This window comes from Thermincola sp. GK-1, from assembly GCF_059412445.1.
Genome location: NZ_JBSQAT010000004.1, coordinates 62,403 through 84,912, shown reverse-complemented (window position 1 = coordinate 84,912; position 22,510 = coordinate 62,403). Strand labels below are relative to the sequence as shown.

The window sequence follows — 22,510 nt, the reverse complement described above, 5'->3', positions numbered from 1 at the left end:
CGGGAAGGTGTTTTTTTTCTTTTTGAACAAAACATTTTTCAATTTTTGAACAAAATAGATTTATAATCACAAGAAAGGAGTGTTCCCGGTGATTAATATATTCAAATCTTCAATAGACGGGCAGTTTCATGAACTCGATACTTTCGAAAAAGGCTGTTGGGTCAACCTGGTCAACCCGACTGAGCCTGAAATCCAGCTTGTTTCAAAAGAACTTGGCATCGAGCCCAATTTCCTGCGGGATCCCCTGGACGAAGAAGAAAAAGCGCGTATTGAAAAAGAAGACAATATATTATTAATCATCGTGGATATTCCTATTCTAAATATCGAAGACAACGAATGTTATTTTGATACCATACCCCTTGGTATGATAGTTGTTGACGACAGTTATTTTGTCACCGTCTGTCTCAAAGAAAACCCTATCCTGAACGAATTCGCCCAAAACAGAATTAAAGGTTTTTTTACCTTTAAAAAAACCCGGTTTATTCTGCAACTGCTGTACCGAATAGCAACTTATTACCTGCGGTACCTGAAACAGATAAACCGGAAAACTGATGAAATAGAAAAACAACTGCACAAGTCTATGAAAAACCAGGAGCTGTTTTCTCTCCTGAACCTGGAAAAGAGTTTGGTTTATTTTACTACATCCTTAAGGGCTAACGAAATCGTCATGGAAAAATTGTTAAGGGGCGGTTTCCTGAAAATGTACCCGGAAGACGAAGATCTGATGGACGACACCATTATAGAAAATAAACAGGCCATTGAAATGGCTCATATATACAGCAACATTTTAAGCGGCATGATGGATGCTTTTGCGTCGGTTATCTCCAATAACCTAAATATGGTGATGAAATTTCTTACCTCGATAACCATAGTCCTCGCCATTCCAACCATGGTGGCCAGTTTTTTTGGCATGAATGTCAGTCTTCCGTTTCAGAACAATGAACACGCCTTCACCTTTATTATCCTTTTGACCCTGTTCGTTTCATTCGCAACAACCTTAATACTTGCCAAGCGAAAACTGTTTTAGTTTAATGGGAGCTTAAATGATTCCTCGCTCCAATTTTTCCAAGCCACTCAATTGTAGGGTTGGGTGGGCTCTCCGCTACCACGGAAACTTTATGCTGGAGAATGGCGGCAGGGTAGGAGGGTCTCCACTACCCGGGAGCTTGGTGCTGCAAACCCTTGCCGTTCAGCCAGCGTTCCCGAACTCGATGGCTTATATTGCAGTTTCGGCGGAAAAACCGCTGCACATAAAGTAAACGTTGCTTAAAAGTTACGGGCGGAGACAGTGTAAACTCCGTTCGTTTGAAATTGCCGAACCCGGCCAAATCGTCATCCGTGACTCAATGGCCGGGTTTCCGACGTCCGTGTCGGAAACGGCAATTTCAAGCCCTCACTGTCGTAAACACTGTCTATCCGCCCTCCACTAAGTCGCAACTCATCACTTTAATGTGCAGCGGTTTTTTGATATCCTGCAGAGTAAATGCAGTAGTAAAGCCTCAAAACGGTATTTTCGCCATCTTCGGGCATACGGGAACTCCCTGCCTGCCCGGCAGCGGGTTTGCGGGCACAGTCGCTCCCAAACGGTAGGCGGAGAACCCTCCCTATCCTGCCGTAGGAGGGGAGAAAGAAAAATAGGAGCCGCTGCCCGGTGAAACAAACGTTGCTCCGGAGCTGCGCACGGAGATAGTTTACCACAGAGAAGTCATTACTTGAAATGTCTTCTTTGGGAGGCTCTACGGTTTCAGAAAATACCACAGAGAGTTCAGAGAACACAGAGAAAACACAGAGAAAACACAGAGAAAAAATTGAACGAGAAAATTACTAAGAAGCTAATTAAAATTTCACTTTTAGAATAAGCTATATACTTTGCTTTCACCATTAATTCTCCGTGTCCTGGTTGCGCGGATTATACTGGAGCCCCGCTCCGGAAAATATTTAAGCTCTCCAAATTTATCCCGGAGACCTTTGCCATAGCCTAGGGAGTGTCCCATAACTAACAGCCTTTAAACATCCCGCATATCAAATACCCGCTTGCTCTTTTTCTCTGACCTGGGCAAAGTACCTCTTGGTACCGCCTCCACATCAGCCAGAATGCCGATCCGCGCTTTTATGTTTTTCCTGCATTCACCGGCAACCTGCTCGAGGCTAGCGCCCGGTTCGGCCTCCACCTTTATCAGGATCTGGTCTTTGGCATCTTTACGGGTCAAAATAATCTGGTACTCACTGCAAGCTCCGGGCGTAAGCTTAAGGACATCATCAATCTGGCCGGGGTAAATATTTACAGCCTTAACCTTAATCATGTCATCAGTTCTGCCCAGTACCCTGTCGATCATGGGATACAGACTGCCACAAGGACACTTCTCCACAAAAATTCTGGTAATGTCATGAGTCCTGTACCTCAATAAAGGCATACCTTCCTTGGTCAGGGTAGTAATAACCAGTTCGCCCTGTTCGCCGGGGGGCAGTTGTTTACCCGTGTCAGGGTCAATAATTTCGAAAATTAGGTGGTCAGACCAGAAATGCAGACCCGTATGGTACGGACAGTCTATAGCGATGCCGGGTCCGTAAATTTCAGTCAGGCCATAAATATCGAAACTGTCGATATGCAGGTATTCCTCAATACGTGAGCGCATCTTGTCGCTCCACCGTTCGGAACCGATTACACCAATACGCAGTTTGATTTTATCCCCTAATCCACGGCGGTGAATCTCCTCGGCCAGCAGCAAAGCATAAGACGATGTACCGATAATAACTGTGGTTCCCATGTCCACCATCATTTCCAGTTGTTTTTCCGTATTTCCGGGCCCCGTGGGTATAGCCATTGCCCCAAGGCGTTCTACCCCGGCCTGGAAGCCGATGCCGGCTGTCCATAACCCATAGCCGGGAGTAATCTGCACCCGGTCACGGTTAGTTACTCCAGCCATAGCCAGGCAGCGAGCCATCAGCTCCGCCCAGGTTATGACATCTTTTTGCGTGTAAGGGACGATTATCGGTTTCCCTGTGGTCCCCGAGGAAGAGTGAATCCTGACCACGTCTTCTTCCGGCACGGCCATCAACCCCAACGGGTAGCCGTTGCGAAGTTCTCCTTTATCAGTCATGGGCACGCTTTCCAAATCCCGGATGGTTCGTATGTCGTCCGGTTTAATACCGGCCTGGCTTAGTTTTTCGCGGTAGAAAGGAGAGTTTCTGAACAGCCGCTGCACCAAAGCCTGCAGCTTTTCCTCCTGGTATTTGGTAATATCCTCAAAATTCATCTTTTCTGTTTGGATGGCATCTCTGTTTATTGCCATTTAACTCCCTCCCAAGGCTTGCCTGCCGGCAAGAAATGCTTTTTTATTTATTTCTGTTGTTTTTGGCGGTACCATGGCCAGAATTGCTTCCAACAATTGTTCGGAAGTAAAAAGCAGGTCGGGTAGTGTGGAAAGGGCTCCCAGCATAACTATATTTACAGCTTTAAAACTACCGGCTTCCTCAGCTAAGCGGGAAGCGTCAAAAATATAACAGCTTCCGGGCCATTCGTTAAGGTACTCGCTAAGTTGGGCCTCATTGTAAACAGATTTTCCAGTCGCCACTGACACCGGAACAATTTTAGTAGCATTGGCTATAACCGTCCCGCCCGGCTTGAGCTTGGGCAGCAGCCTGACTGTCTCGGCCAGTTCAAATCCTATTAAAACATCCGCTTTACCGTCGGGGATGACCGCGCCATACAGGGGTTCCCCAATACGGACATTGCTTGTCACACAGCCTTCCCGCTGAGCCATACCAATGGTTTCAGACGTAAATACAGGCTGGTTGGCCAAAATGGCTGCTTCCGCAATTATCCGGGAAGCCAGGACTGTCCCCTGGCCGCCAACTCCGGCAATTACAATATCCTGGCTCACTTTGCCACCTCCTCTATGGCATCAGCCGGGCAAACCTGCCGGCAAACACCACACCCCGTACAAGTTGCTCCGATAATAACTTTTTCGCCTGCAGGAACAAGGGCAGGACAACCAAGTTTGTTCATACAAACTTTACAACCAACACATTTATCAGTAACCCAGCAAATTTTCGCAGGCTTAACCAGGGAAACACACTCCCGTTTCATGATGACAACAGCAGGGCCTGTAAAGTCAACAGCCTCCCTGACAGCATCCACTGCTTCAGCCAGGTTGTATGGATCGACTTCTTTAACCAGGCTTATACCCAAAGCCCGGCAAACTTCCGCAATACTGATAACTTTATCGTTCACACCCGTAGCCGTACAGGGCAGTCCGGGATGGGGCTGGTGCCCTGTCATGGCCGTGGTGCTGTTATCTAAAACTACCAAAGTAATATCGGCGTTATTATATACGGCATTAACCAGTCCCGCCAAACCGGTGTGGAAAAAGGTCGAATCTCCCAGAAAGGCCAGGTGTTTGACCCCGGATTCCACTTTGGACAAACCCGATGCAATCGTCACACTGGCACCCATACATAAACAGGTATCCATGGCATTCAGGGGCGGCGCTACGCCAAGGGTATAGCAGCCAATATCGCCGGCAAAAACAGCAGGTTTCCCTTTGACAGCTTCTTTCGCCGCAAAAAAGGAAGCGCGGTGCGGACACCCGGCGCACAAGACAGGGTTCCTTGCCGGCAGCGGAGGCGGCGGGCTCTGTTCCGCCGTTGTTTTATCTTCCACCCCAAGAAACCCGGCCAGGATAGCGCGTACTTTATCGACATTCAACTCCCCTTCCCGCGGCACCAGTTTATCATTTTTACCGGTGATGGAAAGATTAAGTTTATTTTTCCAGGCTATTTTAATGATCTGGTCTTCCACCACGGGTTCCTGTTCTTCGATAACAATCAGCCTGTCTACATTCCGTAGCAATTCCAGCACGGGCTTCTCCGGCAGGGGATAAGGCGTACCAACCTTAAGCAGGGAAACCTCCTGTCCCAGTTGGGCCAGGGCTTCCCGCACATAGTTGTAACTCACGCCCGAGGTCACCACACCTGTACGGTTTTTCAACACTAATTTATTAAAAGGAGAATAATTAAAGGCAGCAGCAATCTCCTCCTGCATTTCGTTTAACCAGATGTGTTTTTGGTATGCCAGACTGGGGAAAATAACCCAGGAAGGATCCTTTTCAAATACAAAGGCCTGGTCCTTTTTCGGGACTTCCTCCATGACTACATCCTGGCAGACATGACAAACTCTTGTGGTGGGCCGTAAGATAACAGGCAGTTTAGTCTGTTCGGAAAGTTCAAAGGCCGCAATAGTCATGTCCTTGGCTTCCTGTGGAGTACTGGGGTCAAATACGGGCAGTTTGGCAAACTGGGCAAATTTTCTCGTGTCTTGTTCATTTTGCGAGCTGTGCGGTCCCGGGTCATCAGCCACAACTATAACCAGCCCGCCTTTTATTCCTATATAAGCCAGAGTCATTAACGGGTCCGCCGCCACATTTAAACCTACCTGCTTCATAGAAACTATGGCGCGCGCCCCCGCATACGCGGCGCCAGCAGCAACTTCCAGCGCAACTTTTTCGTTTACAGACCATTCAGCATAATAACCGTACTCTTTAGCAAAACGAGCAAGGGTAGAGAAAACCTCCGAAGAAGGGGTTCCCGGATAAGCGGCAGCTACCTTGACTCCTGCTTCAACAGCGCCTCTGGCTATGGCTTCATTGCCCATCAGAAGCTTTTTTTTTGTCATTATTGTTTCCTCCCGAGCAGTAATTTTTCTAATCTGTCTCTATTATAGAAAAAGCCAGGTTTTTGGTAAGACCTGGCCACAAGATTCTATTTAAAAATGTGTATCAAGACAGGCTAGGCTAGGCTCATCTCAAAACTCTTCTATACTTTTAGCTGCTATATTTAATTTTAGCACATACTTGATTTTTTTGTCAGTAGAAAAACTTTGCCTTGACGGCGCCTCTCTTCAACGAGGCCAAAAAATGCTTTACCTAATCCCTGCCTCCATGGGGCGGCGCCAGCAGGCCCAGATGTTTCAGCAGGTCAACAAATTTCCGCAGCGTTTCCCGTTGATACTCTGATACATCCCTGTCCCTGTAATTGTAAAAACCGTGACCAGTTTTGAGCCCAATTTTCCCTTTTTCCATATTTTCAGTGATTATTGTCGGTGGAGCAAACCGTTCCGAATTAAGGGCTTTTGCCAAATAGTTGCCGGCATAATAAAGAGTGTCTCCTCCACCCCAGTCGATAAACTCAAGCAGTCCCAGAACCGCAAACCTAAGACCGAAGCCCACCCTGCAGGCTTTATCTATATCTTCTGGTTCCGCTACCCCTTCATCTACCAGGCGGGCAGCCTCATTCATGGCCAAGGCCTGGATACGGGGAACGATAAACCCCGGTGAAGGCGCGCATTTCACAGGTACCTTCCCTATGGATTCAAGAAGTTCGATCATTTTCTCCAACATTGCCGGTGAAGTACCATGGGCAGGACTGACTTCCACCAGGGGGATAAGGTAAGCAGGATTCAGCCAGTGCGTATTCATAAACCGCTCCGCCCCTTTTATAAAAGAAGCCAACGTATCGGCAAGAAATGTAGATGTGGTAGAAGCAATTATTGTTTCACCGGAGACCAGCCGGCATATTTCAGCAAAGACTTCTTCCTTTGCTTCCAATATCTCGGGTACCGCTTCAAAAACCACCCCGGCCTCCTCTAAAGATTCTTTTGCCTGGGACCGGCCATGGTACGTTACCCGGGCGGCAATTACCTGTGCTGTTACCTCATCGGTGACCCCCAGGGACGTCAGTAAGGAAAGGGTGGCCTCAATTTGCTCCCTGGCCTTTAAGAGAACCTGTCGAGATTCACCGGGTGAGCGTTTTTTTAGATCCAAGAGCCTCACATTATGCCCGGCGGAGGCAAAAACCTGGGCAATACCGGTACCCATGCGGCCGGCCCCAACAACAGTTATGATTGTTTTGCTGTCATCCATAAAAGCACTTCCTTATAGAGCAAGCCTTTATCCAACATTAACCTCATTTCTTCCCTGGATAAATGATTTAACCCGAGGTTTTCCAGGGTCCGGCCCGTCACCCGCAGGTTTTCCCCAACAATTGCAGACGCAATGTTCAAAAGACCGGTAGCCACAGGTACCGGTACCCCAACCCAGTCAGCAATTGATACCAGCAAAGCCAACCCGCAGGCGATATCTTCACGCATGTAGCGGTGGTTCAGCAGGTCCAAGGATTCGCGCCAATCGGCGCTGTCAACCAGTTTCTCATGGGCTGCATTGCCATACATCCACTCTTCTCCGTCAGGATTATAGTGGTCTGCCAGAGGAAAGTGGGGCGGCCCGTACCCTAAAGCCTCCCTAACGGCAATCCGTTCAGCGTCGAGGGCGTCATGGACCCGACGTATGGAAGGCTGGGTGCCTTCGTTGTGAATGTCCCAGTAGTCAAAGTGTTCAATCGGGCCCGCGTTAAGGAGGATAAGTGGCGGGTGGATAATGGGCCCGGCATTCATTAGTGCCCCGTCCAGGGCATCCTGCAGGGGCTCCACTGCAGGAAAGGCCCTCTTTATAATATCAAAGGCATAAGCTGATTTGTTCGCCGGGAACACTCCCGTTGGCAGGCGAGTTGCCCTGGCAGTTATTGCCACCGTGTCAGGGCCATGTTTTCGTGCCAGGTACGGAAGAGTCCCCGTTTCCGCAAAAACCACTTCGGCCCTGCATCCTTCTTCAATGAGCCCCTTGGCCATGATATAACTACCGAAGGTACCCGGTGTCATTAGGATTACCTGTCCATTCTTAAGGTGCTGCGCAAGCCGCTTAACCAGCGAATCTTGCGTGAAAGCAGGAAGCGGGATCATAATCAACTCCGCATCCCTGATAACAGCGCCCAGATCGTCACTTGCCATCGCCAGATTGACTTTCCGGTGCCCCTTATAGTCTTTTAAAAATAAGGCCTGTTTCTCAAGGACCGGTTTAAAGGCGGTGATGTCTCGCCTCCACAATCTGACTCTATGTCCCTTTTCAGCAAGGTCTGCTGCCGCTGCATAAGCTCCGTTTCCACCACCCAATACTGCTACATCCATATCTTTCCTTCCTTCCTTCCTTACTTACTAAATAAAAGTTATTATTCCAATTACATAAAAATTATTAACTCAATTACATAAAAGTTATTGTCCCAGGGAATACAATCAGCAGGGCAATTAATACTGCATAAGCAACAAGGAAATACCCTGCTCCTTTAAAGATGGACATCACCGGTGTTTCCGGGGCTAACCCCTTGACCACAAAAACCGTAACTCCTACGGGCGGTGTAATAGCCCCGGCGCTGGTAACAATGCAGAGAAGAACGGCAAACCAGACTGGGTCATATCCCAGAGCCATAACAGTGGGATAAAAAATAGGGATTGAAATAATTAGAAAACCAAGGGCGTCCATTAGGGCGCCGCCCAAAATATATATACCGAGAATCGCCAGCAGGATAATAAGAGAAGGTACGTGTAAAGCGGCCGTCCAGTCAGCAACCTCGTAAGGAAGCCTGGTTATGGTCAGGAACCTGCTGAACACCATGGCACTGATAACAAGTGTTAAAACCATGGTTGAGGATTTTAAGGTTCCGAACAGGGAAGCCGAGAGTTTGCTGAAGTTCAGTTTACCCATGGCAAGGGAAATCACTATGGCCCCGAAAGCTCCAAAAGCTCCTGATTCGGTTGGGGTAAACCAGCCCTTATAAAGCCCGCCTATAACAAAGATGAAAAGCAGTAGTGTAGGGAAAACCCCTTTGATGGATACCATTTTTTCTTTAAAAGTACTTACCGGCCCCGCCGGCCCCATCTCGGGGTACTTCATACACAAGAAAAATATAGTGAGAAGGAACAGCAGAGTCAACAGTATGCCTGGAATAACCGAAGCTACAAATAACTGCTTAACAGACTGTTCCGTCTGCAATGCAATAACCAGCAGCACTGTACTGGGAGGTATAATTATGCCCAAAGTACCTCCGGCTGCCACAGACCCGGTACTTAGCTTCTCATCATACTTATATTTCTTCAATTCCGGCAGGGCCATTGTCCCCATAGCTGCAGCAGTAGCCGAGTTGGAACCACATATAGCGGCAAACCCCGCACTGGCCAGCACAACGGTAGCAGCCATACCTCCCCTGAGGTGCCCGACCCATTTATAGGCCGCCTTAAAGAGGCTTTCGGTAACTCCCGTCCGAAATATAATTTCTCCCATTAGTATGTAAAGGGGTATAACACTCATGGTATAGCTTGAAAACTGATTCCACAAGTCTCCGGTCAGTACACTGAAGGCCGCCTTAGGAGAAGCTACTGTCAGAAGCCCCGCGAACCCCACTATAAACATGGAAAAACTTATCGGCATTCTGAGGATCATTAGAAAAAACAATACTAAAAGACCAATTAATGCTATGGTTATATCACTCATCGCCAGCCCTCCCAACCACTTCTTTGACGAAATCTACAAAAAGAGCCAATGTAAGGCCGGCAAAACCCAGAGCCACCAGGTATATTAAAGGATAAAAGGGTATTTTCATGGTTTCGGAGACGTTTCCATTTTCGGCCACGTTAATTGCATATGAAACCATTTTCCATGATACCATGAAGAAGAAACACGCGCTTAAAAAAAGCATTATGCTTTTAATGATTCTTTGGAGGAGCGGGGAAAAATGCTCAACCAGAGCATCAATCTCAACATAACCCTGCTGCAATTGGGTAAATCCCAGGCCGAAAGCAAGGGCAATGGCAGCCAACCACCCGACAAGTTCTGTTGTGCCTATAAATGGTTTGTATACCTCACGGGAAACCGCATTGGCTACAACTACAAATACCATCAAAAGCAGGCTAATACCCGCTATCCAGGCAAGGCTTTTATTGATATATACATTAATAAGATCTAAATAGCCCAGTAACCCCCTTTTAGTTAGCTTAGTTTTACTTTCCAACGGAATCAACCGTTCGTCAGGATTTGCCATAATTTCCCCCCCCAAAAATGTGCAGACACCCAGATCCTATTTGGGGTAGGCAGGGTGCCTTTTGTTTTTACTTTCTACTATACTTATCTTTAAGTTCATAAAGCCTGTTCCTGTATTCTTCTGCCGGCAGGCCTTTGGCCTTCAAATCCTTAACAAGTTTATCCTGCAGAGGCTTCAGTTTTGCGTCCCATTTAGCCTTTTCTTCCTCGGACAGGGTCACTACTTGAAGGCCATGTTCCCGGGCGCTCCATTTCAGGGCTTCCTGAACATGGTTGTCGTGGTATTCACCGGTCCACCTGGCCATTTCAGGGCCAAGTTCGTCAATTACCTTCTGCACATCGGGTGGCAGGGATTCCCATACATCTTTATTCATAACAGCTATAAAGCTGGTTACTGTCAGCGGGTAATCGGTGGTATATTTCAGTGATTCTGCCAGTTTCAGGTCTTTCAAGACTTCGCGGGAGCTTACAAGCCCATCAATGATTCCTGTTTGCAGCGCTTCCGGAACCTCGGCCATTCCCATGCCCACCGGAGTGGCGCCAAGGTCCCGCAAAACAGGAGTGAGGGCTCCGGAAATCCTGATCTGCATCCCCTTGAGGTCATCTAAACTTTTGACTGGCTTTTTAGTCATTAGGTGGGCAGGTTCCGTGGCAAAAGCAGCGATAATTTTATAATCTTTTAAAGCATCGGGCGGGAACTCCCGTACCAAATCGTAGAATACCTGACTGGATACCTTGGAGTTAGGGAAACCGGAAGGCAGATCTGAAATACCGATTAAACCAAACCGGCCCGGTTCATACGTGGGACATGACAAGCCAATATCCGCTACCCCGTCCCTGACACCGTCATACATATTTTTATCGGTAAGCAGGGTACCGCCTGGGAACAGCTCAACTTGAACCTTACCGTTGGTCCTCTTTTCAACCTCTTCCTTCCACTTTTCCATCTGTTTCGCCGGGAAGGTATTTGCCGGCGCAAAGAAGGCATATGTAAGCTTGATAGGCTTATCGCTCTCAGCTTTACCGGATTCAGAACGCCCCCCACAGCCGGATAAAATGGCGCTCAATAAAAACATCAGAGCAATTAAACTAAATACTGCTTTCCTTTTCATCTTAAAGCCTCCATACTTTATTGTTTTTTCAGCTTATTTTCTCAGACACAGGGTTCACAATAAAATTAATCTGCCAGAAACCAAAAAACCAGCACTCAAATGAGTACTGGTAATTAACTGCACCAACCTCATCTCAGCTCCTCTCATCTCTTTTTCTAACTTTACTCAACTAAACTGAACTTCAATTTTCCTTTGGTCTATACATCTTATTTTATTTTATATTAGCATCTAAAATATAAAAATGTCAAGAATTTTAAGTATCCGGCATCCTGTGATATTTGTATGGATTGGTATTAATTAAAAAATATACCGCGGCAGGACTGGCCGTCATAATGTGGAATATAAGTTATTGTTGTTCCCGAGCCATATCTCCGGAGTTATCCGGCATTACTTATATCACCAAAAAAAGGAGTTGTTGAAATGATTAGTATAAAAATTAGTAAAAACTTTGCCAGCGACAATTGTTCCGGGGTTCATCCGGAAATTCTGCAAGCCATCTGTGAGGCCAATCAAGGCCATACCCTAGCTTATGGGGATGATGTATATACTGCATCGGCCCTCAACAAGTTCCGTGAACATTTTGGAAAAGATATCGAAGTCTTTTTTGTCTTCAACGGGACAGGCGCTAACGTTCTAAGTCTGCAGGCAGCCACCGATTCCTTTAATGCAGTCATTTGCGCCGATACGGCTCATATTAACTGTGACGAATGCGGCGCCCCCGAGAAATTTACAGGCTGCAAGTTGCTAACAATCCCATCGGCTAACGGTAAAATAACAGTTGACCAGGTTGAAAAATTTCTGCACCTGGCCGGCAATCAGCACCACAGCCAACCGAAAGCCATCTCGATAACCCAGTCAACAGAGCTTGGCACCGTATATCAACCGGAGGAAATCCAATCCATCGCCGATTTTGCCCATACTCATGACATGTTCCTGCATGTGGACGGCACCAGGCTTGCTAATGCAGCAGCCAGTCTAAACCTTACCCTACGCGAGATTAGCCGTGACGTGGGAGTGGATATTCTTTCCTTCGGCGGCACTAAAAACGGGATGATGTACGGCGAGGCAGTGGTTATTTTTAATAAGAATCTGCATAAAAATTTCTCATATATAAGAAAACAGGGCATGCAACTGGCATCTAAAATGCGTTTTATTGCAGCTCAGTTTGAAGCCCTGCTGTCCAATGATTTGTGGCTGCGAAACGCCCGCCATACCAATAAACTGGCCAAGCTACTGGCAGAAGAAGTATCAAAAATACCGCAGATTAAAATCACCCAACCGGTGCAGGCCAATGCTGTTTTTGCCATTGTACCGCCGCAATTCATCCCGGCGCTGCAGCAGGAATATTTCTTTTATGTCTGGAATAAAGAAACTTCCGAAGTGCGCTGGATGATTTCTTTCGATACCACGGAGGAAGACGTCATGGACTTCGTTCGGCTTATCAGACAAACGATTTCCTGAATTTACATTGGTATTGTCACTACGGCCCTGCTATATCTGTAACCGATGTCCGGCACTCCAAAACCCTTTTTGACCTCATATTAGAAACTTAAAGAAGAGCATGGTAAGACTACCGTAAATAATCAAACCCGTATTATCCAAGGTTGTTGAGATAAAGGGAGCCGAAGCTACGGCCGGGTCTATATTGAATTTTTTAAGCAACAGAGGAACTAGGGTCCCTATTGTGGCGGCTGTAACCATGTTCCCCCACATAGCTAAGCCCACAATCAGTCCCAGGATAGGTTTTCCCTGCCATAGAACAGCAAAAATCGCTACAATAAATCCACAAATCAAACCGATCGAAAGGCCCACCAAGCCTTCTCTGATGATATTATGCAATATCTTGCGGCTGTCTATTTGGCCGGTGGCAATCCCCCGGACTATAATGGTGGAGGACTGGGTCCCCAGGTTTCCACCCATTCCTGTAAGCAAGGGAATAAAAAAGGCCAGGGCCACCATGGCATTTAGAGCTCCTGAAAAACTCTTTATAATCTGACCCGAGATTACCCCGCTCATCAAAGTAATTAATAGCCACGGCAGGCGGTAGCGTACCGACTTGCGAATCCTATGGTACAAATCCTCTTCATCGTCAATTTCGGTAGTTCCAACCAGCAAATACATATCTTCAGTAGCCTCTTCGCGAATAACGTCTATAACATCGTCTACAGTGACAATACCGAGCAGTTGATTGTTGTCGTCAACTACCGGCACAGCCAGGAAGTCATATTTAGCCACCATATTGGCCACTTCTTCCTGGTCGGTTTGCACATTAACACTAACTACTTTTCGCCGCATAACATCGGCAATGGTTGCGCTGGATTTAGCCAGAATTAATTCCCGCAGGGAAATAACCCCCACCAGTTGATTGCGCTCGTTTATTACATATACATAATAAACAGTCTCCGCTTCCTGAGCAAATTCCCGGACAACCTGTATGGCCCTTTCCACCGTTATATCTTCCCTGATAGCCACGTACTCGGTGGTCATAATTCCACCGGCTGTGTCTTCCGGGTAATCCATCAGTTCCTGTACATCTTCCGCATCAGCGTACTCCATCAGGTTAAGGAGTTTTGCTTTGTCTTCGTCCTTCAAGTCGCCAATTATATCTGCCGCATCATCAGTAGACATCTCGTCCATAATTTCGGCAGCCATGGATTTATCCAACGACTCCATTAATGGCGCCACTATTTCACTGTTTAATTCATAAAGAACTGCGGCCGCTTTTTCACTACTTAAAAGCCCAAATACTGATACCCGCTGTTTTTCGGCGAGACTCTCAATAATTTCAGCAATATCGGCCGGATGCAGCTCTTCCAGCATTTTTTTCAAATCTACTTCCCGGTGCGTGTTAATTTGACTTTTTATTGCCGCCAATATCTGTTCTTTATCGTTTGGCACTGATTTTACAAATTCCATAACGTAGCGCCCCCTTTCAGGACACGTCAACCCAACTCCAAAATTTCTTACGGTTTATGAAAATAACCAAATAATGAATAAAGCCTTCGTCTGAAAAGATGAAGGCCTCATAAACAAATAGTTCCACATTCCGGTATCATTCATGAATTAAATTTATCAATATTTACCGGCGCTGTCAATAGGCTAGGTATCCAATTTATAACCAAATCCCTGCAGGATATTGGCGCGGTTACGCCAATCCTTTTTCACTTTTACCCAAAGATCCAGGTATACCTTGGAGCCAAGCAAATTCTCTATATCCTGTCTCGCAAAAGCTCCCACTTTTTTCAACATCTGGCCGCCTTTACCGACGATAATTCCTTTTTGGCTCTCCCGCTCCACATAGACTACGGCCCTTACATATACAGTCTCATTTTTCCTGGCAGTTACTTCTTCAATATCAACAGCTACGGAATGAGGAACTTCATCTCTGGTCAGCTCCAGCACCTTTTCTCTAATCAATTCAGCCATTACAAAGCGTTCAGGCTGGTCGGAAATCATGTCATCAGGATAATACTTGGGCCCTTCCGGCAAATATTTCAGTATATTGTCCAAAAGCGCCTGGAGGTTCGCTCCTGTAATCGCCGAGACGGGCACCACCTCAGCAAACTGTTTTAGCGCAGTATAAGCATCAATCACAGGCAAAATAGCATCTTTCTGTACCAGGTCAATTTTATTAATCACCAGTATCACAGGCGTCTTGATTTCCTGCAACTGTTCCAATATGTATCGGTCGCCGGTCCCAACCTCTTGTTCCGTTGCTTCCACAAGAAAGAGAATCAAATCAACTTCTTTTAAAGCATTATATGCCACCTGAACCATGTATTCGCCCAGTTTATGCTTGGGCTTATGGATGCCAGGCGTATCTAAAAAAATTACCTGGTAGTTTTCTCCGGTTAAAACACCGTTAATTTTATTCCTGGTGGTCTGCGGCTTTTCTGACATAATTGCCAGCTTTTGGCCGAGAAACTTATTCATCAACGTTGATTTTCCTACGTTAGGCCGACCAATTAATGCTACAAACCCGGACTTAAAACCCTCCGCCATTTTACCTACCCCCAGTTACGGAATCGCCGGAAAAAGCCTCGGGAAGCAATTCCGTGATTGTTGTTAACCGGTAATCTCCTTTGTTATTGGCCATTATTACCGTTAAGTCCCTGGAAAATTCAACAAGTACCTGTCGGCAGGCGCCACAGGGAATACAGTAGTCATCAGCATCGGAAACTATGGCGATAGCCTTAAAACCACGGCAGTCATCGGCAATTGCCCGGAAAACGGCATTTCGTTCGGCACAGCTGGTCAATCCGAACGAAGCATTTTCCACATTGCATCCTGTATAAACCCGCCCGTCACCGGTCAGTAAAGCCGCCCCCACCCGGAACTTGGAATAGGGAGCATAAGCCCTTTCCTTAACTTCCAGGGCATGCTTTACTAATTCATCGATTTTTTTTCGTTCAAAGACACCTTTGTCCATTATCCAACCTCACGTATTTTAAAAATTAATTCAACTTTCTCACTTTAAATCTCACTTTAAATTTTTTGCAAATAAATTATTGCTTTTAAAAATATTTACCACTCTGTGGTTAGGTACTGTAAGTCGCCACTTATTGTTTCACTATTACAGTGTTATTAGCTGTTACCTTGCCACTGATGGCTTATTATTGGTCAGTATACTCAGTGGTTTAGTTTTTCCTTTAGTAATCTACTCTTGTGTTTGAAGGAACTACCTCAATCCATGTCTGCCCCGGCCGCAGCCTGATTTCTTTACCTTGCTCGTCTCTATACACCGTCCAGGCACGCAGGGCGCCTTTTTCCCAACGGCCCCGGTATACTTGCCCATCTATGAAAAACAGGGCTTTACCGCTACCAATCATTTGCACATCCAGACGACCTTCAGCATCTATAACCTTAGTATTTGTATATTGGATAATAATATTGCGGGCCGTCAACTGCCTACCGGTAACGTTGTCAATATGGGCTTTGCCACCGTTATACCTGAAATAAAGATTCTTTTTCGGATCATAGGTATATTTAACCAGACTATAGCGGCGGGGAAAATTTATTACGATTTCTGGGGCCGGGAGGCCGTTGTGCAGTTTTTCACCGGGACTTAAGAAGCTAAATCCAGGTACCCGGACATGGGCTTGATAACCCTTATCCAAACTTACTTGGCGTATTTTGTCCGTATCTCCGTATAAGTTATGCGGCGCCTTGCGGCTTTTTATCCGCCAGTAAGCTCCCCCTCTTCTGCCGATGCCAAACTCATCAATATCTGCTACCCGTGCAGTCTTAACAAATTTTTTGGCATCTTCGCTGCCGCCGCAGTGGGCATAAAGAGCATTATATTCCAAAGCTCTTTCGATATAATAGGGCCGCGCGCTGCGAACAGGCCCCACATTATTACTGTCCTGTGAATGATATATAGCCAGAAACCTGGTTATGCCCCCCTCGGCCAATACTTCGTAAACTATATCAGCTTTCGGCAGCCCTGATTGCGGTCTGGCCGCCGGGGCATTTTCCACCATAACAGCCACGGGACGTTTTTCCAGGTTAGCCGGGTCAGTCATTATCCCTGTAAGCGGAGCCGGAACGTAATTATCGGGCACAACCGAATCCTTCTCTTTACCCGGTTTTTCCACTTCCTTTTGTTGTATGGCAGAAGGTAGGGGGCCTTTGTCTTTTATTGAACAGCCCGTACCATAAATCAAGAGAGATAAAACCAAAACTACCATCAAGGCCGATAAACAAACCCTTTTTAACAAACTGTTCATAATGTCGTGCTCCTGTCAGTTGATCTCTTACCTGGTGATATTTAAGCCGGTTAATACCTGTTCTTCTTTCTCCCGCATGATATCCCGTTCTTCCTCTGTATTATGGTCGTAACCTAGCAGATGAAACATGCCATGGGCCGTTAGATAAGCCATTTCCCTGGTAAAAGAATGTCCATATTCTTCTGCCTGATTTTGCGCCCGTTCTACGGAAATAAATACGTCACCCAAAAGAAGGTCTTCTTCTTCTTCAAAAAATTCCTCTTCTCCGTCTTCAATCAGGGCAAAAGACAGGACATCCGTTGGAGAATCTACACCCCGGTACTGCTTGTTCAATTGGTGAATATAATCATCATCAACAAGCACTATGCCCACTTCAGCGCCGGGAAACTCGCTTTGTTCCAAAACGGCATTAGCAACCCTTTCGATGGTTTCGCCCAATTCGGGCGGCACTTCCACTTTTTCCTGCAAATTATTTACGTAAACCGGCATCTCTGGCCTTTCTCCTCTCTATTTCCTTGATTACTGTTTCAGGATATTCTACCCTGGCATGAAATATACCTGACAAAACACGCACAAAGGTATTGGCGATAACATCCAGGTCTTTAAAAGTCAAATCACATTCATCCAACTGCCCATCGTGGAGTTTATCCTTTATTATCCGCCTGACCAGGCCTTCAATCCTGCCCGGCGTGGGCTTTTGCAGGGCCCGCACTGCTGCTTCCACGGAATCGGCCATCATAACCAAAGCAGCTTCCTTGGTTTGCGGTTTGGGACCTTCATAGCGAAAATCTTCCTCAGAGACACTTTCATTTTTATCATTTTCTAAAGCCCTGTTAAAGAAATAACTTACTATGCTTGTTCCATGGTGCTGTTCAATGATATCAATGACAGGCTGGGGCAGTTTATGCTCTCTGGCCATTTCCACACCGTCTTTGGTGTGGGAAGTGATAATAAGGGTGCTCAAACTGGGCGCTATTTTATCATGTGGGTTTTCACAGGATAACTGGTTTTCGATAAAAAAGTACGGCCTCCTCAACTTTCCTATGTCATGGTAATAAGCGCCTACTCTGACAAGAAGCGATTCCCCCCCTACCGCGTCTGCAGCAGCTTCCGCCAAATTCCCGACAACAATGCTGTGGTGGTAAGTACCGGGCGCTTCCAGCAGAAGCCTTTTTAACAGAGGTTGGCTGGGGTTGGCCAATTCCAGTAATTTTACAGCGGAAGTAATACCAAAGGCGCTTTCCAGAAAAGGCAACATGCCGATAGTTAAAACGGAAGAAAAGATACCGTTGATTAAACCAAAAGCAATAGCCGAGAAAAATACTAATAATGCCGAAGCTGTTTCTCCTTTAGTAGTCAACTCAACAGCAATAATCCCTATGAAATGAGTAGCGCTGATATAAACCAGCCCAGCTTTTACCAGGTCAGAACGCTGACTGAGTTTGGAAACGCTGAAAACTCCGGCCATACCTGTAAAAAGGCTTACCACTGCAAAATTCAGTTGATTACCGGTGATGATCCCTAGCATTACGGCCAGGATGGCATTTATGAGCAAGGCAAGTTTAGTATCCAGTAGAATGGCAATCAGCATTACGGCCGCCGCAAAAGGCACCATATAACCCAGTAAAGCCGCTATGTTTGAGGTAATTTCGATGGCAATAATTATTTTCGCCAATATCAACGAAACAATTACTATCAGGCCCAAAAGCAACAGGTAACCTTCATTGCGGTAAATATTTCTCCTGTAGTGATATAAAAATACCATGACCATTATCAATGAGAGGATTACGAGGATGGCTATTCCCACAACTGACTTAAAGGGCGCGCGAGCTTTCAGTACGCCAAGGGCCTCCAATTTCGCGATATGGTCCTGAGTAACAATTTCTCCCTCGCCGATAATTTTCTCTCCCTGTTTCACCGTTACCCTGACAGGCGTTACCGCTTCTACTGCGGCTTCTATCTTGGCTTTGGTTGCTTCTTCATTATAAATGAAATTAGGACGCAAATAATTGTTTATCAGTGAAATCAAAAAAGACTTTTGTTCGGCGCTAATCTTCAGGGGTTCTATTTCTTCGCTGTTCAACCTGCTTTTGGCTGCTGCAAGATTTTCTTCAGAAATACCTACCTCCATGGCTTTATTTACAATACCTTTAACTTTTTCATGTAATGCCTGCAAAACGGCAGGATTGGAGGAAATTAATGCCTTATAAACGGCCGGTGAAAGGTCCAGCCCCAATTCTGTTCTTAAACGTTCTACTTTAGTGTTAAGATCGGCATTAGTTTGTGCTTGAATAGATTTAATTTTATTGAAAGCAGTGTCGATATCAGCAATTGTAGCCGCATAAGCATCGGGGTCTTCGTCGTGTACTTTCCCCACACTGTTGGCAGCCTGTCTTTTTAAAGCCTGTGTTTTCAGCTTGTCCTCAAATTCAATACTTCGAGGAGCCTTGATAGTTTTGGGGGCTACGTCACCTGGCTTTAAATTCAGCCGGTTAGGCAGAAAATTCAATGACAAAATAACCGTAACCAGAAAAAAAGTAGCCAAAGCTATACCGACCTTTTTCACGGTGGTATTTTTAAAAACGGGAATCAGTTTATTTTGCAGAAGGTCAAGGACACTATCCTTCAGAGCCATTCATGTCACTCCCAACTAATCTCCCTGCTCCGCGGCCCGGTCGTAGGCTTGAATAATACGCTGAACAAGTTGGTGCCTCATAACATCCTGGGTGCCAAAATACCGAAAAGCTATACCCTTTACGTCTTTCAAAATCCGTTCCGCCTCCAGGAGTCCTGAACGCTGCCCTTTGGGCAAATCAATCTGGGTTATATCTCCTGTTATAACTGCTTTGGAACCAAAGCCCAACCGGGTTAAAAACATTTTCATTTGCTCCGGAGTTGTATTTTGGGCCTCGTCCAAAATCAGAAAAGCATCGTCCAGAGTGCGCCCCCGCATATAGGCCAGAGGCGCAACTTCAATAATCCCTTTTTCCAGAAATTTATTGGTTTTATCCGGCCCGATAATGTCAAACAGGCTGTCATATAAAGGCCTTAAATAAGGATTAACTTTTTCCTGCAGGTCGCCGGGCAGGAACCCCAGTTTCTCTCCCGCTTCTACAGCGGGCCGGGTGATAATTAAACGGTTTACTGCTTTTTCTTTTAAAGCTTTGGCAGCCATAGCCACCGCCAGGTAGGTTTTGCCTGTGCCGGCAGGCCCAACGCCGAATACCACATCGTGCTGCTTAATGGCATCAATATACTGCTTTTGCCCATGGGTTTTAGGTTGCAGCGGCTTGCCACGGAAGGTAACAATAATTAACTCCGAGGCCAGTTCCTGCATTTTCCTGCCCTGCCCACTTTTCACCAGTCCAATAATATATTGGATCTCTCGCGTCGTTAAATTCTGGCCGGCATTGCTTAAAGCAACCATTTCCAAAAAAACTTGGGCCGCCTGTTCGACCGCCTCTTCATCACCGGAAAAAACAATCTGGTTTTCTCTGAGCACAACTGCAACATTCAGGGTCTCTTCCAAAAAACGTATGTTTTCGTCATAGTGACCAAAAATATTTCTGGCATCCGTTACATCGTCTATGGAAATTTTCTTTTCGACCTTTGTTATCAATTATGCCTAACCTCCTGTTTTTTTTCAAGGGTTTCGTATTTCATTTCGTTTTGGGTTAGTGGTCGCACTGAACCGATGTTTTCCAAAGTTTCCACCATTACCTTGACTCTGACCAGATCAGGTTCCTTTGTTTTTATGATATATGTTTTTTCTTTTAGTAGTTTCACCTGCGCCGGCAATTTAAACTGGCTTTTGGCCTTCTGTATGGCCAATTTCTTAGCTTCGTCAAAGGCTATCTTTTCCGTTACCGGCTTTGTTTCATAGTAATACGTTATAAGTACTTCGACGGGAATCTTTAGATTCCTCCAGGCCGGCAGTCTTTCGACTTCTTCCTTCTTTATATAAGACTTAAAGGGAACCCTTGCGCTACCCTGGAAAGATATGGATTTTTGACCCAGTTTCACCACTATTTTCCGTACATAACGCCCCGTCTCAACCGTTTTCACGGTTTTTAGCTGGGCTTCACCATATCCGTCATACCAAACCCTCGCTTTTATTATCCCCCGAGCGCGCACAAAACGCCTCCTGATAACTTTTTGTTTCTCACCTTCCAAAAGCTGTTCCGGATTCTCCTTTTCGATAGGCGCCTCTATCTCTGATTCAATAATACCGGAAATGAGCAGTTCGCCCTTTTTCACCATTTCCCCTTCTTTTGCGGCAGCCACTCCGGATAAAACCAGCACTTCTTCAATTAAACCGGTTTTGTTGGCCACTATATGCGCCGGCCTGTCATCTTCCACCGGCGGGGTCACCTTTTCCGCCACCCTGATGATGGCTTTGGTCCCCGTAATATTAATACCCACCCAGGATATACCGGGGAGTTCGGTCTTAATTCGTTTTTCCACTTCCGAGGAATCCAGTTTCCATTTCGCTGTTCCGGTATACAGGCCGGCCTTTTCAGCCGTCTTTAATATGATGTCCGTCGAGACCTTTTTGTTTCCCGCCACATCAATGAACCATACGAAAGACGATAAAATATACAATACCGCTACGCAGGTCAGCGCCCCCACTACCATCATTTTCCGGCGCAATACCTTTGCTGTGGCAAAAGGCAGCCCTTTTTTGTTCTTTATTTTCATCTTGCCGCCCGTTCTTTTTATGATATGCCGAAGAGCCCGAAAACTGCTTACCCTGGCTTTAAGCAGAATTTTCTGGGGACCAAGCCAACGGATGTCCCAAAGGTATATTCCCCGGCTGACGGCCATGTTAACCAGTTTTTCAACGGCCTCACCTTCCACCAATAGTGTTAAGTAACCCATCAAATAGGACCAAAATCTAACCCAAAACATTTGTCTCCCTCCCCTACGCCCCAATTTTTATATCATCGATTTTACCTTCTACCGAAATTTCATCGGGCAAAATACTACGCAGGGAAAGGTCTGTTCCCGTGATGGCATATTCTCCTATGCTGGTGTTAATTCTGACCAGGGTATCGGTATATTCCAAGATACCTTTATGATTCTCAATAATTACCTGAAAATTACCTACCATAATAATTTTCGGCAGGTCCAAAAGAACATCTTTCGGTATATCCAGAAAATTGGCAAATTGCTGGCCGAAGCGCCTTCTCTGGTCTTTCCACGACATAAAACAACCCCTCCTTGTACTAATAATCTCTATGCACGCGGAGGGGTAAACATGCCTTTGGGGTTAGTTTTTAACTACATAAAGTCCTTTTCTTTGTGGGCCGCGCTTTGATTTGGGTACCTGCAGCACTTCGCTTAAAATTATGCCGTTCAGCAATGCCTGGCTGTTGAAAAGGGGATAGCCCTCTGTATCCTGTCTCGCTGCCTGTTGGGCAGCCGGAAAAATATGCTCGTCAGGGGGTGGCCCCTCCTGGTACATCATCCGGGATTCCGTGCCACCTGCTGCGTCCTTTGATATCATTTGGCTTCTTGCTTCCAGCTCGGATTTTTGATCTATATATTTGGTCATCTGCCGAATAGGAACTTGCCGTTCCCAGTTTTCCGACATTTCAGGCCATCTCTTCGGACCATGGGGCCACCCTTCCGGTCCCCAATTCTTCGGTCCCCAATCTTTCGGAAGTTTGTCTTTTATTTCCGGCATTTTGCCTAAAACTTTAAAGAAGACAAACGCCAGGAAAATTATCAACAACAATGCATCCAT

Annotated in this window: 20 protein-coding genes; 2 read left to right on the top strand and 18 right to left on the bottom strand. The window is 46.1% G+C overall.

The genetic code is table 11. The features are described 5' to 3' along the window. Positions 1-88: 88 nt before the first annotated feature. Positions 89-1,027 (top strand): magnesium transporter CorA family protein, encoded by a 939-nt coding sequence (locus ACSNJE_RS05090; protein WP_052219137.1) that lies wholly within the window; start codon positions 89-91, stop codon positions 1,025-1,027. 979 nt (positions 1,028-2,006) lie between these two features. On the opposite strand, the gene ACSNJE_RS05085 is transcribed toward ACSNJE_RS05090, so the two are convergent. The 8 genes from ACSNJE_RS05085 to ACSNJE_RS05050 form a co-directional block, all read right to left on the bottom strand. Further along, a complete protein-coding gene (locus ACSNJE_RS05085; RefSeq protein WP_461571187.1) occupies positions 2,007-3,257 on the bottom strand; it encodes a phenylacetate--CoA ligase family protein in 1,251 nt (416 codons plus the stop codon). Between the two features lie 36 nt (positions 3,258-3,293). After that, on the bottom strand, positions 3,294-3,884 hold the full coding sequence (locus ACSNJE_RS05080) for an indolepyruvate oxidoreductase subunit beta (protein WP_013121246.1): 591 nt from the start codon (positions 3,882-3,884) through the stop codon (positions 3,294-3,296). Beyond that, on the bottom strand, positions 3,881-5,674 hold the full coding sequence (gene iorA, locus ACSNJE_RS05075) for an indolepyruvate ferredoxin oxidoreductase subunit alpha (RefSeq protein ID WP_495252144.1): 1,794 nt from the start codon (positions 5,672-5,674) through the stop codon (positions 3,881-3,883). The genes ACSNJE_RS05080 and iorA overlap by 4 nt, the downstream gene beginning before the upstream one ends. 250 nt (positions 5,675-5,924) lie before the next feature. Continuing rightward, positions 5,925-6,920, bottom strand: coding sequence for a 3-hydroxybutyryl-CoA dehydrogenase (locus ACSNJE_RS05070; protein ID WP_495252143.1), 996 nt, complete (start codon positions 6,918-6,920; stop codon positions 5,925-5,927). Beyond that, complete coding sequence (locus ACSNJE_RS05065) at positions 6,896-8,020, bottom strand: NAD/NADP-dependent octopine/nopaline dehydrogenase family protein (RefSeq protein ID WP_474773926.1); 1,125 nt, start codon at positions 8,018-8,020, stop codon at positions 6,896-6,898. The genes ACSNJE_RS05070 and ACSNJE_RS05065 overlap by 25 nt, the downstream gene beginning before the upstream one ends. Positions 8,021-8,093: 73 nt before the next feature. Further along, on the bottom strand, positions 8,094-9,380 hold the full coding sequence (locus ACSNJE_RS05060; RefSeq protein ID WP_495252142.1) for a TRAP transporter large permease: 1,287 nt from the start codon (positions 9,378-9,380) through the stop codon (positions 8,094-8,096). Beyond that, positions 9,373-9,927 (bottom strand): TRAP transporter small permease, encoded by a 555-nt coding sequence (locus tag ACSNJE_RS05055; RefSeq protein ID WP_474773925.1) that lies wholly within the window; start codon positions 9,925-9,927, stop codon positions 9,373-9,375. The genes ACSNJE_RS05060 and ACSNJE_RS05055 overlap by 8 nt, the downstream gene beginning before the upstream one ends. Positions 9,928-9,994: 67 nt before the next feature. After that, positions 9,995-11,038: a TRAP transporter substrate-binding protein gene (locus ACSNJE_RS05050; RefSeq protein ID WP_013121252.1), complete on the bottom strand. Its 1,044-nt coding sequence runs from the start codon at positions 11,036-11,038 to the stop codon at positions 9,995-9,997. Between the two features lie 420 nt (positions 11,039-11,458). Here ACSNJE_RS05050 and ACSNJE_RS05045 point away from each other — a divergent pair, with 420 nt between their 5' ends. After that, a complete protein-coding gene (locus tag ACSNJE_RS05045) occupies positions 11,459-12,499 on the top strand; it encodes a threonine aldolase family protein (RefSeq protein ID WP_495252141.1) in 1,041 nt (346 codons plus the stop codon). Positions 12,500-12,574: 75 nt separating this feature from the next. On the opposite strand, the gene mgtE is transcribed toward ACSNJE_RS05045, so the two are convergent. The 10 genes from mgtE to ACSNJE_RS04995 all read right to left on the bottom strand — a co-directional run bounded on the left by mgtE (position 12,575) and on the right by ACSNJE_RS04995 (position 22,510). Then, a complete protein-coding gene (gene mgtE / locus ACSNJE_RS05040; protein ID WP_474658908.1) occupies positions 12,575-13,954 on the bottom strand; it encodes a magnesium transporter in 1,380 nt (459 codons plus the stop codon). Between the two features lie 183 nt (positions 13,955-14,137). Continuing rightward, positions 14,138-15,040, bottom strand: a complete 903-nt coding sequence (gene era / locus ACSNJE_RS05035) for a GTPase Era (RefSeq protein WP_495252140.1) — start codon at positions 15,038-15,040, stop codon at positions 14,138-14,140. A gap of 1 nt (position 15,041) precedes the next feature. Then, positions 15,042-15,467, bottom strand: a complete 426-nt coding sequence (cdd, locus tag ACSNJE_RS05030) for a cytidine deaminase (protein ID WP_013121256.1) — start codon at positions 15,465-15,467, stop codon at positions 15,042-15,044. Between the two features lie 220 nt (positions 15,468-15,687). Next, the gene (locus tag ACSNJE_RS05025; protein ID WP_495252139.1) at positions 15,688-16,764 is read right to left on the bottom strand and encodes a DUF3048 domain-containing protein; all 1,077 of its coding nucleotides are present in this window, start codon (positions 16,762-16,764) and stop codon (positions 15,688-15,690) included. A 27-nt stretch (positions 16,765-16,791) separates the two neighbouring features. Continuing rightward, positions 16,792-17,253, bottom strand: coding sequence for an rRNA maturation RNase YbeY (gene ybeY, locus ACSNJE_RS05020; RefSeq protein ID WP_013121258.1), 462 nt, complete (start codon positions 17,251-17,253; stop codon positions 16,792-16,794). After that, entirely contained in the window at positions 17,234-19,399 is a 2,166-nt protein-coding gene (locus ACSNJE_RS05015) for an HD family phosphohydrolase (protein ID WP_461570134.1), read from the bottom strand. Before ACSNJE_RS05015 ends, ybeY begins: the two co-directional genes overlap by 20 nt. A gap of 15 nt (positions 19,400-19,414) precedes the next feature. Then, a complete protein-coding gene (locus ACSNJE_RS05010; protein WP_461570135.1) occupies positions 19,415-20,383 on the bottom strand; it encodes a PhoH family protein in 969 nt (322 codons plus the stop codon). Beyond that, positions 20,380-21,672, bottom strand: a complete 1,293-nt coding sequence (gene yqfD / locus ACSNJE_RS05005) for a sporulation protein YqfD (protein ID WP_495252138.1) — start codon at positions 21,670-21,672, stop codon at positions 20,380-20,382. Before yqfD ends, ACSNJE_RS05010 begins: the two co-directional genes overlap by 4 nt. Before the next feature lie 13 nt (positions 21,673-21,685). Then, positions 21,686-21,970: a sporulation protein YqfC gene (gene yqfC, locus ACSNJE_RS05000; RefSeq protein WP_013121262.1), complete on the bottom strand. Its 285-nt coding sequence runs from the start codon at positions 21,968-21,970 to the stop codon at positions 21,686-21,688. A 63-nt stretch (positions 21,971-22,033) separates the two neighbouring features. Beyond that, positions 22,034-22,510, bottom strand: a complete 477-nt coding sequence (locus ACSNJE_RS04995; RefSeq protein WP_495252137.1) for a hypothetical protein — start codon at positions 22,508-22,510, stop codon at positions 22,034-22,036.

What these genes read in the sequence shown, in the direction of transcription:
- ACSNJE_RS05085 (WP_461571187.1), bottom strand. Translation starts at nt 3,257, where the DNA reads ATGAATTTTGAGGATATTACCAAATACCAGGAGGAAAAGCTGCAGGCT.
- iorA (WP_495252144.1), bottom strand. Translation starts at nt 5,674, where the DNA reads ATGACAAAAAAAAAGCTTCTGATGGGCAATGAAGCCATAGCCAGAGGC.
- ACSNJE_RS05070 (WP_495252143.1), bottom strand. Translation starts at nt 6,920, where the DNA reads ATGGATGACAGCAAAACAATCATAACTGTTGTTGGGGCCGGCCGCATG.
- ACSNJE_RS05065 (WP_474773926.1), bottom strand. Translation starts at nt 8,020, where the DNA reads ATGGATGTAGCAGTATTGGGTGGTGGAAACGGAGCTTATGCAGCGGCA.
- ACSNJE_RS05060 (WP_495252142.1), bottom strand. Translation starts at nt 9,380, where the DNA reads ATGAGTGATATAACCATAGCATTAATTGGTCTTTTAGTATTGTTTTTT.
- ACSNJE_RS05055 (WP_474773925.1), bottom strand. Translation starts at nt 9,927, where the DNA reads ATGGCAAATCCTGACGAACGGTTGATTCCGTTGGAAAGTAAAACTAAG.
- ACSNJE_RS05050 (WP_013121252.1), bottom strand. Translation starts at nt 11,038, where the DNA reads ATGAAAAGGAAAGCAGTATTTAGTTTAATTGCTCTGATGTTTTTATTG.
- ACSNJE_RS05045 (WP_495252141.1), top strand. Translation starts at nt 11,459, where the DNA reads ATGATTAGTATAAAAATTAGTAAAAACTTTGCCAGCGACAATTGTTCC.
- mgtE (WP_474658908.1), bottom strand. Translation starts at nt 13,954, where the DNA reads ATGGAATTTGTAAAATCAGTGCCAAACGATAAAGAACAGATATTGGCG.
- era (WP_495252140.1), bottom strand. Translation starts at nt 15,040, where the DNA reads ATGGCGGAGGGTTTTAAGTCCGGGTTTGTAGCATTAATTGGTCGGCCT.
- cdd (WP_013121256.1), bottom strand. Translation starts at nt 15,467, where the DNA reads ATGGACAAAGGTGTCTTTGAACGAAAAAAAATCGATGAATTAGTAAAG.
- ACSNJE_RS05025 (WP_495252139.1), bottom strand. Translation starts at nt 16,764, where the DNA reads ATGAACAGTTTGTTAAAAAGGGTTTGTTTATCGGCCTTGATGGTAGTT.
- ybeY (WP_013121258.1), bottom strand. Translation starts at nt 17,253, where the DNA reads ATGCCGGTTTACGTAAATAATTTGCAGGAAAAAGTGGAAGTGCCGCCC.
- ACSNJE_RS05015 (WP_461570134.1), bottom strand. Translation starts at nt 19,399, where the DNA reads ATGGCTCTGAAGGATAGTGTCCTTGACCTTCTGCAAAATAAACTGATT.
- yqfD (WP_495252138.1), bottom strand. Translation starts at nt 21,672, where the DNA reads ATGTTTTGGGTTAGATTTTGGTCCTATTTGATGGGTTACTTAACACTA.
- yqfC (WP_013121262.1), bottom strand. Translation starts at nt 21,970, where the DNA reads ATGTCGTGGAAAGACCAGAGAAGGCGCTTCGGCCAGCAATTTGCCAAT.
- ACSNJE_RS04995 (WP_495252137.1), bottom strand. Translation starts at nt 22,510, where the DNA reads ATGGATGCATTGTTGTTGATAATTTTCCTGGCGTTTGTCTTCTTTAAA.